The organism is Ruegeria sp. BI7 (genome assembly GCF_056537925.1).
Window position 1 is genome coordinate 1,189,196 of sequence record NZ_JBQFSK010000001.1, and the last position, 13,742, is coordinate 1,202,937.

13 protein-coding genes and 2 tRNA genes are annotated in these 13,742 nt (G+C 56.8%); 9 read left to right on the forward strand and 6 right to left on the reverse strand.

The features are described from left to right. Positions 1-255: 255 nt before the first annotated feature. From ACR0JB_RS05935 to ACR0JB_RS05950, 4 genes are all read right to left on the reverse strand, one after another. On the reverse strand, positions 256-426 hold the full coding sequence (locus tag ACR0JB_RS05935; protein ID WP_170348840.1) for a hypothetical protein: 171 nt from the start codon (positions 424-426) through the stop codon (positions 256-258). Positions 427-681: 255 nt separating this feature from the next. Beyond that, the gene (locus ACR0JB_RS05940; protein WP_170348841.1) at positions 682-942 is read right to left on the reverse strand and encodes a hypothetical protein; all 261 of its coding nucleotides are present in this window, start codon (positions 940-942) and stop codon (positions 682-684) included. Positions 943-1,237: 295 nt separating this feature from the next. Beyond that, positions 1,238-1,948, reverse strand: coding sequence for an aspartate/glutamate racemase family protein (locus ACR0JB_RS05945; protein WP_170394256.1), 711 nt, complete (start codon positions 1,946-1,948; stop codon positions 1,238-1,240). A gap of 126 nt (positions 1,949-2,074) precedes the next feature. After that, positions 2,075-2,992, reverse strand: a complete 918-nt coding sequence (locus ACR0JB_RS05950; RefSeq protein WP_170375503.1) for a LysR family transcriptional regulator — start codon at positions 2,990-2,992, stop codon at positions 2,075-2,077. Between the two features lie 100 nt (positions 2,993-3,092). On the opposite strand from ACR0JB_RS05950, the gene ACR0JB_RS05955 reads away from it, so the two are divergent. The 6 genes from ACR0JB_RS05955 (at position 3,093) to ACR0JB_RS05980 (ending at position 9,359) form a co-directional block, all read left to right on the forward strand. Beyond that, positions 3,093-4,226 (forward strand): enolase C-terminal domain-like protein, encoded by a 1,134-nt coding sequence (locus tag ACR0JB_RS05955; protein WP_170394258.1) that lies wholly within the window; start codon positions 3,093-3,095, stop codon positions 4,224-4,226. Next, positions 4,223-5,473, forward strand: a complete 1,251-nt coding sequence (locus ACR0JB_RS05960; RefSeq protein WP_170394260.1) for an NAD(P)/FAD-dependent oxidoreductase — start codon at positions 4,223-4,225, stop codon at positions 5,471-5,473. Before ACR0JB_RS05955 ends, ACR0JB_RS05960 begins: the two co-directional genes overlap by 4 nt. A 50-nt stretch (positions 5,474-5,523) precedes the next feature. Beyond that, positions 5,524-6,501 carry a TRAP transporter substrate-binding protein gene (locus ACR0JB_RS05965; protein WP_170348846.1) on the forward strand — a complete coding sequence of 326 codons (978 nt, stop codon included), beginning with the start codon at positions 5,524-5,526 and terminating at the stop codon, positions 6,499-6,501. A gap of 69 nt (positions 6,502-6,570) precedes the next feature. Beyond that, entirely contained in the window at positions 6,571-7,104 is a 534-nt protein-coding gene (locus ACR0JB_RS05970) for a TRAP transporter small permease (protein WP_170375509.1), read from the forward strand. 4 nt (positions 7,105-7,108) lie between these two features. Beyond that, on the forward strand, positions 7,109-8,422 hold the full coding sequence (locus tag ACR0JB_RS05975; RefSeq protein ID WP_170348848.1) for a TRAP transporter large permease: 1,314 nt from the start codon (positions 7,109-7,111) through the stop codon (positions 8,420-8,422). 7 nt (positions 8,423-8,429) lie between these two features. Further along, positions 8,430-9,359 (forward strand): hypothetical protein, encoded by a 930-nt coding sequence (locus ACR0JB_RS05980; RefSeq protein ID WP_480789749.1) that lies wholly within the window; start codon positions 8,430-8,432, stop codon positions 9,357-9,359. Here ACR0JB_RS05980 and ACR0JB_RS05985 read toward each other — a convergent pair. After that, on the reverse strand, positions 9,346-10,665 hold the full coding sequence (locus ACR0JB_RS05985) for an ATP-binding protein (RefSeq protein ID WP_170394266.1): 1,320 nt from the start codon (positions 10,663-10,665) through the stop codon (positions 9,346-9,348). The genes ACR0JB_RS05980 and ACR0JB_RS05985 overlap by 14 nt on opposite strands. Before the next feature lie 44 nt (positions 10,666-10,709). On the opposite strand from ACR0JB_RS05985, the gene ACR0JB_RS05990 reads away from it, so the two are divergent. The 3 genes from ACR0JB_RS05990 (at position 10,710) to ACR0JB_RS06000 (ending at position 11,971) form a co-directional block, all read left to right on the forward strand. Further along, positions 10,710-11,624 (forward strand): MBL fold metallo-hydrolase, encoded by a 915-nt coding sequence (locus ACR0JB_RS05990; protein ID WP_480789750.1) that lies wholly within the window; start codon positions 10,710-10,712, stop codon positions 11,622-11,624. Positions 11,625-11,701: 77 nt separating this feature from the next. Then, positions 11,702-11,776, forward strand: a tRNA-Asn gene (locus tag ACR0JB_RS05995). 120 nt (positions 11,777-11,896) lie between these two features. Then, positions 11,897-11,971: transfer RNA gene (locus tag ACR0JB_RS06000), tRNA-Asn, on the forward strand. 20 nt (positions 11,972-11,991) lie between these two features. Here the strand turns inward: ACR0JB_RS06000 and ACR0JB_RS06005 are convergent. After that, positions 11,992-13,611 carry a long-chain-fatty-acid--CoA ligase gene (locus ACR0JB_RS06005; protein WP_170395929.1) on the reverse strand — a complete coding sequence of 540 codons (1,620 nt, stop codon included), beginning with the start codon at positions 13,609-13,611 and terminating at the stop codon, positions 11,992-11,994. Positions 13,612-13,742 lie beyond the last annotated feature (131 nt).

Consider the following 13,742-nt stretch of genomic DNA (forward strand, 5'->3'; position numbering starts at 1 on the left):
AGATACCCCTAGAACCCAAAGATCCCGCGCCGACCTGAAGGATACTTAAATGGCCTACACTGAGCGCAGTTGGGGAAAAATACGATGCGGATTACCTTAAGAACTGAATTAACAGTGCCCGCGTTGCCCAAATCTGGGATGGCGAGCAACGCGGGCCATAGTCTGGTCAGGGGTTGCCCAGACTAAAGGGACAAAAAGGATACGCGGCAACGCAGGCGCTGGATCACTCGCTGCTTTCGATGCTCAGTAGGATTTCTAATTTGGAGGCTCACCAAAATAACCACCAAGATAGGCTATTACCGAGGCAATTACGCCAATCACGATCACAATAGATATCAATGCGCCGCTACTTCTTGAGTAATAACCGAGCGTCAAAAGCCCAACGACAAAAATGCCAACTAAAAAATATAATACAGTGTTGTCCATTGCTAATCCCCGACCGCGAAAAACATTTCGTCACTATAAGATAAAAAATCGCCTCAAGTTTAGTGGATACAAAACGCCATACTCGACTGCAGAGCCTTCACATGCATTCCCTAAAAAAAACCGCGTTGTTCGGAGATGTACCTTTACAAACAACGCGGCGACAGTTTGGGGTAGTGTAGGCTATTCGGAGCACGTCAGGGATTGGACCAAATGCCCCGGATTACGATGGCTCCCCATCATTGGGGGGAGGCAACGTCACTCTTTGGGATCAGCCGCTTCGGCTTTTTGGAAAACGGCTAACGTTACAAACAATCCACCAATCAGCAGCATGTGGCCCACCGCTGTGATTCCGAAAACGAAATAGCTGCCAATCATAAGTGAAAAAATTGCACTCCACATCCACGCCAACATCTGCATCAGCATATGCGCTGTAGATAGAGAGTATTTCTTGAGTGGGTTCTTGGTCTCATCCATTACCGAATCCCACGTCGATTTTACGTCGAAACTATTGGTCATGACTTCCTCCCATTACAAAAGGGATACGGGTCGATCGGTGCTTTAGACCAAAAATTTGCATCATCTTATCATCTGCAATATCTCATCAGCGTGATCTGTGATCGCGCGACTGACGTCTTTAAGTGCCGGCACCGGCCACTAGAATATCCTGCAAAGTGAAGAAGATATACTACGGCAATTACGCCAATATAACCGACTCGAGGTGTCGAATCCGCGTGAAATTCATCGTTTAACTTGCACGGGCACGCAGCGCGTTGAATGGATGCAAAACACGTCGCCGCTCAGCGTTAGCTACTCAGTAAACCGGCGGCCTTAACCCTGCCTGAAACCAGCTGACCAGAGAGACGATGGAATACACCGGCAGCCCCGTCGCCGTTTGAATATCGGCCGCGTAGGGGCACATGTTTGTGCATTCCAGCACCAGCGCGCCGAGGTCGGGATGGGCCTCTTTCATCGCCAGGGCGGCCTCGACATTGTCGGCGCGGGCTTTGTCCACGTCCAGCGTCAGTTCATTATCCAAGATCGCGCGTGTGAACTCCTGACCTCCTTCGGTCGAGCCGATGGGCGTGCCCTCAGGCACCTGTGCGCTGCGCAGGTGGGCCTCGGTCAGGGTCGAGGCTGAGATCGTCAGCACCCCCGCCCGTTTGCCCGCAGGCAATACCTTGTTCACCATTTCGACCTGCATCAGCGAGGATGTGACAACGGGCACCGGGACCGCCTGAGACAGCTCTTTCTGAAACAGCGACAGGAACCCGCAATTGGTGGTGATCCCGTCCACACCCTCGTCAACCAGCTCGCGCGCGGCATCGACAAAGGCGTCCAGCATCCCCTGCGCTCCACGACGCACCACCAGATCGGGCGAAGCGTTCCGCACAATGCGGTAGTGCACCGGAAACGGCCAGGTCAGCGCGTTGCCCATGTCGCCGGGAATGCGGGGAAAGCGTGCGTCCAGCATCAGGATACCCACCGATGCGCCATAAAGTGATTTGCCACCAGTTGCGATCATTCCTCAAACCTTTTCATTTCCGGACACGTTCTGCAGGGGTCTGTTCGCCATTCGAAACGCGGCGACGTGGGCAGAGTTTGCACAGACCGGATAAAGGTCAATAGGCAAAAACTGAGCGCTTGATATTCAAACGCTGTCGCCGCCATGCGCGTTGGTGGAAAAAGACGCCATCGCGGGCACAAGTTGGTCCAGAAACTCCCGCGCGATGGTCGACAAAGGACGCCCTTTGGCCGTGATGATCGCCAGTTCCAAAGTCACCGCAGGCTGGAATGGGCGGGTCTGATATCCGCGTTCAGTATCAAAGGCGACGGTAAAGGGGTCGATGACTGCAACCCCCATGCCCTGTTTGACAAAGCTCAGCAGGTTTTCGGACAGATGTGTATGAATTTGCGTGCGCCAAGTCCGGTGCGCCGCCTGAAAAACATCCCGTGTCCCACGATAGGTCTGATGCTCGGGGCCCATCACGATAAAGGGCTCGTTCTCTAGCAACTCAGGGGTCAGTACGTCGTATTGGGCCAAATGGCTGCCTTCGGGAAATGTGGCCACGGTTTCAAAGCGGAACACCTGAGCATTGAGCGTATCGTGCAGAATTGGCACCTCGACAATGCCGACCTCGAACAGGCCCGAGATCACCCATTCCTGAATCTTGGACGAGTATTGCGATTGAAAACTGACCGACAGATTGGGGCGGCTGGCGGCGAAGCGCGCGATTTCCCGTGGCATGAATCCAAACGACAGCATGTGCGGTGCGGCCACTTGCAGCTGACCGGGATGTTTATTCTGCAAATCCGTCACGGCCTGCGCCACGTGATCCAACCCGCGTACGACGGTGTCCACCTCGCGGTACAGCAAATCAGCTTCGGGGGTTGGTAACAGACGGCCCTTGTTGCGTTCAAACAGCGGCAGACGAGCTTCGCGTTCTAGCTGAGCCAGAAGATTACTGATCCCGGGTTGTGATATCCCCAGAACCGAAGCCGCCCCAGTCACCGTTCCCGTCTCCATAATCGCGTGAAACGCCTGCAATTGCCGAAACCTTAAAGACATTGACATTCCCACATCATTTTTTCTGATACCCTTGCCACAATATAGTATTTGAAATGATATAGCTATCGCGGCACGGTTCCCCCGAACGACCGGAGGACCAATGACCGACTTGAACCAAACCATCACAGGGTTTGACCTTTGGCACCTTGAGCTGCCTGTTACATCACGGCGTGATCATGGAATCGGCTCGGTCGAAGGCAGCTGCGAAATTGTGATCTTGCGCCTGACCTCAGAGGGCGGATCAGAAGGATTTGGCGAAGCGTCGCCATGGTCGGTTTTTACCGGTACACCCGAAGCAACTTACGCAGCGCTGGATCGTTATATCCGGCCGTTGGTTGTTGGGTCACGTGTGGCAGATCGGGCTGGGATCATGGCCAAGGCCGCCTATGCCGTCGCACATTGCACCGAGGCCAAGGCCGCACTGGAAACCGCCTTGCTGGATCTGACAGGGCGTATCAGCGGCGTGCCGGTCTGGGCACTGATGGGTGGCAAATGCCGGGACTCGATTCCGCTGAGTTGTTCGATCGCCAATCCTGATTTCGCGCAGGACATTGCGCTACTCGAGCAATTGCGCGAGGACGGGGTTCGCATCGTCAAGCTGAAGACCGGGTTCAAGGACCATGCGTTCGACATCATGCGGCTTGAACATCTGGCGCAACATTGCCCCGAGTTTTCTGTGCGCGTGGATTACAATCAAGGTCTGTCTATCGAGGATGCTCCTGCTCAGGTACGCGATGTTGCTCAATTCAAACCCGATTTCATCGAACAACCAGTGCGGGCGCATCACTATGGCATGATGGCCAAACTGCGAGGTCAGATCGACCTGCCCCTGCTGGCCGACGAAAGCGTGTTTGGCCCTGAGGATATGGAGCGTGCCGCGCGAGAAGGCATATGCGATGGCGTGTCGGTCAAGATCATGAAGTCCGGTGGGCTTAGCCGGGGTCAGATTGTGGCCCGCATCGCCGCGGCTCATGGGCTCAGCGCCTATGGTGGAGATATGTTCGAGGCTGGTCTGGCGCATCTGGCCGGAACCCACATGATCGCTGCAACACCTGAAATAAAGCTGGGGTGCGAGTTCTATCAGGCATCGTATTTCCTGAAAGAAGACATTCTGGAAGACCCCTTCGTGGTACAGAACGGACAAGTCATCGTGCCGGACATGCCCGGGATTGGTGGCCGACCGGACCTGGACAAGCTGAACCACTATGCCGTGGCCAAGGCGGTGGTAGCATGAGTGAGCGCAAGACCATTGCCATAATCGGTGCCGGTATTGTTGGCGTGTCCACAGCGGTCTGGCTGCAACGTGACGGGCATGACGTCATATTGATCGACAAGGCTGGACCTGGCGAGGGTACGTCGCACGGCAATGGCGGGGTTCTGGCATCCTGCTCGATCATTCCAGTCACAGTTCCGGGGCTGCTGCAAAAGGCCCCGAGGATGTTGTTTGATCCGTCCCAGCCACTGTTCTTGAAATGGGGATACGTGCCCAAGCTGTTGCCATGGCTACTGCGCTATCTGAAACATGCCAACGCGAGCGACGTTGAACGCATTGCTGCTGCGCTGACGCCTATTGTCGGCGATAGCCTGAATGACCATAAGACACTGGCGCACGGCACCGGGGCCGAGAAGTGGATTGTCCCGTCCGACTATCTGTTCCTTTACGAAAACCGGAAACATTTTGAGAGTGATGCACTTGGCTGGGACATCCGGCGCAAGCATGGTTTTGCGTGGGACGAATTAGAAGGCGAAGCCTTTCACGCTTATGACCCGATTTTCAGCAAAGACCTCGGGTTTGCCGCCCGGCTTGCCGATCATGGCCACATCACTGATCCGGGGCGCTATGTCAAAGATCTGGCCGCCCATGTCGAGGACAATGGAGGCAAAGTTATACGCGCTGCAGTCGAAGACGTGGTTCGGGACAACGGCAAAGTTACAGGTGTACGCGCAGGCGGTACAACCATCTCCTGCGACACAGCGATTATAACGGCGGGGGTCTGGTCCGGCCCCTTGGCTGACCAGCTGGGCATTTCTGTTCCTCTTGAAAGCGAACGCGGGTATCATCTTGAATTAGTGGAACCTTCCGCGATGCCGAAAAGCCCGGTTATGGTAGCGTCAGGCAAATTCGTCGCCACTCCGTTAGAGGGTCGCATCCGTCTGGCCGGGATTGTCGAGTTCGGCGGGTTGGACGCGCCGCCCTCGAAGGCGCCGTTCGAATTAATGCGCAAGAATGCCCGGGCGGCTTTTCCGGGTGTGACATGGAAGGATGAAGTGGAATGGATGGGGCACCGGCCCGCACCCGCAGATTCGATACCGGTGATCGGTGAAGTTCCGGGGATTGACGGCGCGTATATGGGTTTTGGCCACCATCACATCGGTCTGACGGGCGGGCCGAAAACAGGGCGTCTGTTGGCGCAAATGATCGCGGGCAGACTTCCGAACACGGATGTCAGCGTTTACGCCCCGTCGCGATACGCAAATTAGCAAAGCCGGTGAACAACACCGGCAGAATCAATACCAACTGGGAGACTAAAATGAAAAAACTGACGAGCCTTATGGCAGCAACCGCACTGACCGCTGCCGCAGCCCTGCCGGTCGCTGCCGAAAAATGGGACATGCCGATGGCCTATTCGGCGTCGAACTTCCATTCGGCCACAGGTGCTGAATTCGCCAAATGCGTGACCACCGGTACCGGCGGCGAGATCGAGATTGTCACCCACCCTTCGGGTTCCCTGTTCAAAGGGGCGGATATCAAACGCGCCATTCAGACCGGCCAGGCCCCTATTGGAGAGCGTCTGCTGTCCGGCCACCAGAACGAAAACGCGTTGTTTGGATTTGATTCAATCCCCTTCCTTGCCACGTCTTTCGACGACAGCGCCAAGCTTTGGGATGCTGCAAAACCCTCGATCGAGAACCTGTTGGCCGAACAGAACCTAACGTTGCTTTATGCAGTGCCGTGGCCGCCGCAGGGGCTGTACTTTAAGGACGAGGTGAACTCGGTCGCTGACATGAAAGGCATCAAGTTCCGCTCGTACAACAACGCCACGTCACGTCTGGCCGAGCTGACCGGAATGCTGCCGGTGACCATCGAAGCGGCCGAGATCAGCCAGGCCTTTGCCACTGGCGTTGCCGATTCCATGGTGTCTTCTGGCTCAACCGGGTATGACCGCAAAGTTTGGGAAAGCCTGGATTATTTCTACGAAGTAGATGCCTGGCTGCCGCGCAACTACGTGATGGTGAACTCGGATATCTGGGCGGGCGTGTCTGACGCGAACAAGAACGTCATCAAAGCCTGCGCCGAACTGGCGGAATATGCGGGGAACTGGCGGGCCAAGGAATATACCGGGTTCACCCTGCAAGGCTTGCGTGACGGCGGCATGACCGTTGGTCCGGCGTCCGAGCAGATGACCAACGAGTTGAAAGAAATCGGCGTCACCATGACCAATGAATGGCTGGAGGCCGCCGGGGACGAAGGCAAAGCCATCGTCGACGCCTTCCAAGCGCAACAATAACCAAATGGACGCGGGCGGCAGCGATCTGCCGCCCGTTCTCTATCCAACCAAAAGAAAAGCGGGGACAGTATGGCAGCGTTACGAGGGCTTCGGTCCGTACTGGATTTCATCTATCTGGCAGCAGGCGTACTGGCGGCGTTGAGCCTTATCGCCATTCTGGTTCTAATTGTGGTGCAGATGCTGGCCCGTTGGACCGGCGAGGTATTCCCTGGCGCGCCCGACTATGCTGGGTATGCGATGGCCGCGGCCTCATTCTTGGCTTTTGCCAATGCGCTGAACCGGGGCAGCCATATCCGCGTGTCGATCCTGTTGAATGCGGTGCCTGATAAATTCCGCCGGGTGCTGGAGATTTGGTGTTTTGGCATCGGCACGGCCGTCATGTGGTACTTCTGCTGGTACGCCTACCGCTTTGTTTATTGGAGCTGGAAGTTCAACGATATCAGCCAGGGACAGGACAAAACCGCGCTTTGGATACCGCAATCGACCATGTTAATCGGCGCGGTCATTCTGGCCATCGCCCTGACTGATCATCTGATTCACGTGATCTTCCGCGGCGATCACCGCATCACCCGCGATCTTGCCGATCAAAGCCACGGAGAATGAGAGCATGGAAAACGCATCAATCATCATCCTCTTCCTATTTGTTCTATTCACTCTGTTGGGCACCGGCGTCTGGGTCGGGCTGGCACTGATGGGCGTCGCCTGGGTCGGGATGGAGCTGTTCACCACCCGCCCCGTCGGCGACGTCATGATCACCACCATCTGGTCAGCCTCGTCCTCATGGACGCTGACGGCGCTGCCGATGTTTATCTGGATGGGTGAAATCCTGTATCGAACGCGATTGTCCGAAGACATGTTCAAGGGGCTTTCACCGTGGATGGCCCCCCTGCCCGGCGGTCTGGTGCATACCAATATCGTCGGCTGTACGGTCTTTGCCGCCGTGTCGGGCTCGTCCGCGGCGACGCTGACCACGGTTGGCAAGATGTCGATCCCAGAACTGCGCAAGCGCAATTATCCCGAACGCATGATCATCGGCACTCTGACGGGTGCTGCGACGCTGGGCCTGATGATCCCGCCTTCGCTGACGCTGATCGTTTATGGCGTCACCATCAATGAATCGATTACCAAACTGTTCTTTGCTGGCATCCTGCCGGGTCTGGTGCTGGCTTGCATGTTCATGGGCTATGTCGCGATCTATTCCAAAATCGGCAAGGACTGGAACCCGAACCAGGAAAACAAACTGACCTTTGCCGAGAAAATCAAGAACTCGCGCTTTTTGCTGCCAGTGATCCTGTTGATCGTCGTGGTCATCGGTTCGATGTATCTGGGATATGCCACCGCGACTGAGGCCGCCGCCTTTGGTGTGATCGGAGGGCTGTTGCTCGCAGCCGGCCAGGGTTCGTTGAACTGGAAGACGTTCACTGAAAGCCTGATGGGGGCCACTCGCACCAGCGCGATGATCGCATTGATCCTTGCGGGCGCGGCTTTCCTGTCGCTGTCGATGGGCTTTACCGGCCTGCCACGCGGTCTGGCCGATCTGATTGCTGGATGGGAACTGACGCGGTTCGAACTGCTGATGGTGCTGCTTGTGTTCTACATCATCCTTGGGTGTTTTCTGGACGGCATATCCTCAGTCGTGCTGACCATGGCTGTGGTCGAGCCTATGATCCGCGACGCCGGAATCGACCTGATCTGGTTCGGTATCTTTATCGTCGTCGTGGTCGAAATGGCGCAAATCACGCCGCCTATCGGGTTCAACCTGTTTGTGATGCAGGGCATGACCAATCATGAAATGAGCTATATCGCCCGTGCTGCGATTCCGATGTTCCTGATCATGGTTGTTATGGTTTTCGTCCTGATCTGGTTCCCGGATTTGGCCACCTGGCTACCGAATAACCTGCGGCAAGGCCCAACCGGGTAGCTTGTCGTTGAATCCGCTGCACATTGCTGCCCGCCACGGACCTTATGTTCTGTTGGCGGGCCTTTTGTCGGGGTTGCTGTTGCCGGGGTTGGCGCAACCGATTCGGTCGCTGTTGCCGCCGATGGTTGTGCTGTTGCTGTTCGTCACCGTGCTACGAATGGAGCCCGCGCGCATATTCGGATCACTGCGTGATCTGCCCCGCGTTGTCTTGGTAGTTCTTGGTCTACAGCTTGCGATGCCCCTGACAGTTCTGACGGTCGGTGCCTTGGGCGGGTGGCTCGACACCCCCGCCCTGTTTGCCTTGCTGGTCATGACCGCGGCTCCCTCCATCGCTGGCAGCCCAAATATGTGTCGGATGATGGGGCACCCATCTGAATACGCGCTCCGCCTTTTGGTGATCGGTACTGCGGTCCTGCCAATGACCATAGCCCCGGTGTTCTGGCTGGCGCCGCAACTGGGCGGTTTCGATACGGTGCTTTGGGCCGCATTAAAACTGCTAATCACAATCCTGCTGGTGACGCTGACCGCAGTCGCTATTCGCAAAACGCTGTTGCGAGACCCATCGCCCACAACAGAAAGTGCGCTCGAAGGCCTTGCCAACATCACATTGGCTCTCTTCGTCATCGGTCTGATGCCCTCAGTCAGCGAGGTCATCCTGACCGATCCGAAACGAGCGTTCCTCTGGATTACCTTCGCCTGCGCGGCCAATTTTGGCGTTCAGGTCGTCTGTTTTCGACTGACCCGGTTTCGTATGCCCACAGCCGCGTCGACGGCAGTGTCCCTGATCGCAGGCAACCGCAATATCGCGCTGTTCTTCGTGGCTTTAGCGCCCGAGGTTACTGCGCCGATCATGGTGTTCATCGGGGCCTATCAAATTCCGATGTACCTGACTCCGCTGGTGATGCTGCGCATGTACAGGGTCGTTAGCGACCGATGATAATGTCGGCGCAGAGGCCGCCCAGCCGCTCACTTTTGCTCAGACGCACCACGCCCCCATGGGCCCGCGCGATATCTGAAACGATGGCAAGGCCCAACCCCACTCCGGTACCCTGATTCTGATTGCGCGCCGGATCAAGGCGCGCGAACGGTTTGACCGCTTCGGATCGCTGTTCAGGTGGAATTCCTGGCCCGTCATCCTCGACCCGGATACGCAGGGATTTGGGTGTGATGGACAGGCTGACATCCGCGCGATTGCCATACCGCACGGCGTTTCCAATCAGGTTTTCCACGGCGCGCCGCAGGGCAGTGGGGCGCAGCATGACTGTTCCTTCCCCTTCGACCGAGATCAGGTCGACCTCATGCCCTGCACGACGCGCGTCTTTGACGATTTGCTCCAACAGCACCTTCGGATCGACAGATTCCGGAGCGCCCTCGGCCGCCCCGCGCGAAAACTCAAGGAACGCATCCAGCAGCAATTGCATCTCATCGACATCCTGCTGCAAAGGGGCTGCTTCATCCTCGGGCAACATCGAAAGGCCAAGTTTCAAACGCGTCAGCGGTGTGCGCAGATCGTGACTGACCCCCGACAGCATCATGGTGCGCTGCTCCATCTGGCGCTCGATACGGGCACGCATATCCAGAAAAGCACTACCCGCCGCGCGTACTTCGATGGCCCCACCGGGAGAATACGGCACCACCCTGCCCCGACCAAAGGCCTGCGCAGCCTCGGCCAGACGAGTGATCGGACGCAATTGATTGCGCATATACAGGAAAGAAATCGTGGTCATGACAACCGCAAAGAACACCATTGTCACGATCAACTGGTGTGGCGCCACCGGAGACAGACGACGGCGATCAAAGGTCAGCTGTAGAATGCCCAGATCCGTCTGCAGATACAGCCGCGCCTCTTGTCCGCTGGGCAAGGCAACCGCAATCAAATCTGGAAGCAAGGCCCGCAGATCGGCCTCGACCTGGGGTGCAATGAAATCGTACCAACGGCGGTGACCAACCTTTGGTTCGTCGTTAATGCCCAGAAACCGGGCCTTCATTTCAAGCGCTTGCAGGTCAAGCCGAACAGCCGCCATCGCCTGTTGTTGCGTTTCCGTCTCTTCCATGACTTCAGTGATCAACATCACTTCGCGCGAAGCAGCGCGTGTCATTTGCGCCGTGACGTCTTCCAGATGTTTTTGCAGGAACGCGACCCCCACCACCAGCAACACCACGACCACCGGCAGGACCAGGATCAGTGCAGCACGGGCATAGAGGCTGCGCGGCATATAGTGTTTGAGCCAAAGCGCGGACATGCGCTAAACCTAACGGGCTGTTACGACAAGAGAAAGAGGTCAGAATGCAGGCGCCTGACGATTTCAATCCGCCCGCCGGCCCGGCGGTCGAGCTGCAGCCGGGATTGCGGCGTATCCTGGCGCCAAATCCATCCCCAATGACATATCGCGGGACCAACACTTATCTGGTGGGCACCAACGAGCTTGCCGTGATCGACCCTGGTCCGCTCAGCAATGAACATCTGGATGCGATTCTGGCGGGACTACTACCCGGACAGCGGATCAGCCATATCATCGTTACCCACAGCCATCTGGATCACTCTCCGCTGGCCCAACCCTTGGCGGATCGTACAGGAGCACCGATCATGGCCTTTGGAGGGCCCGAGGCCGGGCGTAGCGCAGTTATGACTCAACTGGCCGAGAGCGGTTTAGTCGGCGGCGGTGAAGGCATCGACACCAGCTTTCGCCCCGACATCGAACTTGCGGATGGGGCTTTGATCTCAGGCGACGGCTGGCAGCTTGAGGTGATTCACACCCCCGGCCATCTGGGAAATCACATCGCGCTTGGCTGGGGTGACGTCTGTTTCACGGGTGATCACGTCATGGGTTGGGCCAGTTCACTGGTTTCGCCCCCAGACGGTGACCTGACGGATTTCATGGCGGCAAGCCATCGTCTGCACTCACGCGAGTGGGCCGTCTTTCACGCCGGGCATGGCGCGCCGATTGCCGATCCCGCAGCGCGGCTGGACTGGCTGATCAATCACCGCCTGACACGCGAAGCACAGATTCTGTCTGCGCTGGAAGATCACCCCGGTACGGCCCGAGAACTGGCCGAGCGAATTTACGTCGACACTCCGACCGCCCTTTTGCCTGCCGCTGAACGGAATGTTTTCGCCCATTTGATTGATCTGATTGGGAAATCTCAGGTCACTTCCGAAGGAAAGCTGTCAGCTGACACCCGTTTCATCAGACAAACCTAAGCCGCCGGAACTTTTTTTCGAAAACGTCGAATTCCCCTCTGGACGGCAAAAATCGGGATTGTTATACGGCCCTCAGTTCCGGCGTAGCTCAGCGGTAGAGCAGTTGACTGTTAATCAATTGGTCGTAGGTTCGATCCCTACCGCCGGAGCCAAATTCTCCCCACCTTAAATCCCCATCACCAACGGTCGTTTGCGGCGCAAGATATTTCGACGAAAAATCTTATGCGCCCTCTGGACGCCGCAGAAACTGGTTGCTATACGGCGCGGACCGTTCCGGCGTAGCTCAGCGGTAGAGCAGTTGACTGTTAATCAATTGGTCGTAGGTTCGATCCCTACCGCCGGAGCCATCTCCCACGTTTTTTAAAGATCAGCCCACCAAGGCGTCCTTGAAATCCGCGCGCAAGTTGCGTTTCAGAACCTTACCCGTTGCGTTCAGAGGCAAGGCATCCACAAACACCACCCTGTCCGGCACCTGCCATTTAGCGATTTTGCCGTCGTAAAATGTCAGCACCTCTTCTTCGCTTGGGTCCTCCCCCTCGGCGCGTACGGCCACCAGCAGTGGGCGCTCGTCCCACTTTGGATGCGGTACGCCAACCACGGCTGCGGTCGCCAATTTGGGATGCGCAACGGCGATGTTCTCTAACTCGACCGAACTGATCCACTCACCCCCGGACTTGATGATGTCCTTGGACCGGTCGCGGATGGTCATATAGCCGTCAGAGTCCACCGTTGCGACATCACCAGTGGCAAACCAGCCATCCCGCAGCAAATCTTCATCTTGCATCTGGAAATAACTGTCCAGAACCCACGGCCCGCGCACCAGTAGATCACCTTGGGTTTCGCCGTCATGCGGCAGATCATTGCCGTCATCGTCGACGATCTTCAGATCGACACCATAACATGGTCTTCCCTGGCTTTCTCGAATGGCGTGCTGCTCGTCTTCCGGCAGGTCAAAGTGCTTTGCCAGAGGGTGATTTGCGGTCCCCAACGGACTCATCTCGCTCATCCCCCAGGCGTGGATGGTGTCGACACCATAGGTTTCGCGGAAGGTTTCGATCATCGAAGGCGGGCACGCGGCCCCGCCGATCACCGTCCGCTGCAGGCTGGCCAGCTTGCTGCCAGACTGCTCGGCAAAAGCCAGCAGCCCTTGCCAGATCGTCGGCACGCCCATGGCCAGAGTGACGCCGTAAGTGTCGATCAGATTCACTAACGCCTCACCATGCAAACCCGGCCCCGGCAACACCATCCGCGATCCCGACATGGCGCAAGCATATGGGGACCCCCAGGCGTTTACATGGAACATCGGAACCACTGGCATGACCACATCCATCGCCGAAAACCCGATAACGTCGCGTGTGTTCGATCCGAAACTGTGCAGCACGGTGGAGCGATGCGAATACAACACCCCCTTTGGATTGCCGGTTGTGCCAGATGTGTAACACAGGCCGGATGCAGTGTTTTCGTCAAAGCTCGGCCATTCAAAACTGGCCTCACCGGTCTCGATCAGATCGTCATAAAATTGCACACCCGGTATCTGCGCAATTGCGTCATCGTTTCTTGGCCCCATCAGGACGAAATGTTGAACATCGGGCAAATGCTCGTGCAGGGCTGCGACCAAAGGAATAAAGGTTGCGTCGAAAAACAGAACCCGGTCCTGTGCATGGTTGATGATATAGGTAAGCTGTTCGGGAAACAGTCGCGGGTTGACGGTGTGGCAAACGAACCCCGCCCCGGAAGTGGCATAGTAGATCTCAAGATGCCGCCGGTTATTCCAAGCCAGCGTCGCAATCCGCGTCTGTGGTTCCAATCCCAACTTGGACAGTGCCGAGGCCAGTTTCCGCGCGTTTTTTGCCACTTGCGACCAACTGCTATGGCTAACTGTGCCATCGGTTTCAACCGAATAAATCTCAGTCTGACCGTGAAAGCGGTCGGCGTGATCAATTAGCGACGAGATCAGCAAGGGCTGCGTCATCATCTGTCCCAGCATGGGCGTTCTCCCTATGGCGGTGCCACTTTGTGCCCGCAATCACATCGGGCGATATGGCTTTTCCTTAGGCAGAGCCTGCCAAGCATTTAATTGTCTGACAATAAAAGAATGCGATTTGCCGTTGCGGCAGG

Bases quoted from the DNA above. Each gene is read 5' to 3' on its own strand.
- ACR0JB_RS05935 (WP_170348840.1), bottom strand. From the start codon at position 426: ATGGACAACACTGTATTATATTTTTTAGTTGGCATTTTTGTCGTTGGG.
- ACR0JB_RS05940 (WP_170348841.1), bottom strand. From the start codon at position 942: ATGACCAATAGTTTCGACGTAAAATCGACGTGGGATTCGGTAATGGAT.
- ACR0JB_RS05945 (WP_170394256.1), bottom strand. From the start codon at position 1,948: ATGATCGCAACTGGTGGCAAATCACTTTATGGCGCATCGGTGGGTATC.
- ACR0JB_RS05950 (WP_170375503.1), bottom strand. From the start codon at position 2,992: ATGTCTTTAAGGTTTCGGCAATTGCAGGCGTTTCACGCGATTATGGAG.
- ACR0JB_RS05955 (WP_170394258.1), top strand. From the start codon at position 3,093: ATGACCGACTTGAACCAAACCATCACAGGGTTTGACCTTTGGCACCTT.
- ACR0JB_RS05960 (WP_170394260.1), top strand. From the start codon at position 4,223: ATGAGTGAGCGCAAGACCATTGCCATAATCGGTGCCGGTATTGTTGGC.
- ACR0JB_RS05965 (WP_170348846.1), top strand. From the start codon at position 5,524: ATGAAAAAACTGACGAGCCTTATGGCAGCAACCGCACTGACCGCTGCC.
- ACR0JB_RS05970 (WP_170375509.1), top strand. From the start codon at position 6,571: ATGGCAGCGTTACGAGGGCTTCGGTCCGTACTGGATTTCATCTATCTG.
- ACR0JB_RS05975 (WP_170348848.1), top strand. From the start codon at position 7,109: ATGGAAAACGCATCAATCATCATCCTCTTCCTATTTGTTCTATTCACT.
- ACR0JB_RS05985 (WP_170394266.1), bottom strand. From the start codon at position 10,665: ATGTCCGCGCTTTGGCTCAAACACTATATGCCGCGCAGCCTCTATGCC.
- ACR0JB_RS05990 (WP_480789750.1), top strand. From the start codon at position 10,710: ATGCAGGCGCCTGACGATTTCAATCCGCCCGCCGGCCCGGCGGTCGAG.
- ACR0JB_RS06005 (WP_170395929.1), bottom strand. From the start codon at position 13,611: ATGCTGGGACAGATGATGACGCAGCCCTTGCTGATCTCGTCGCTAATT.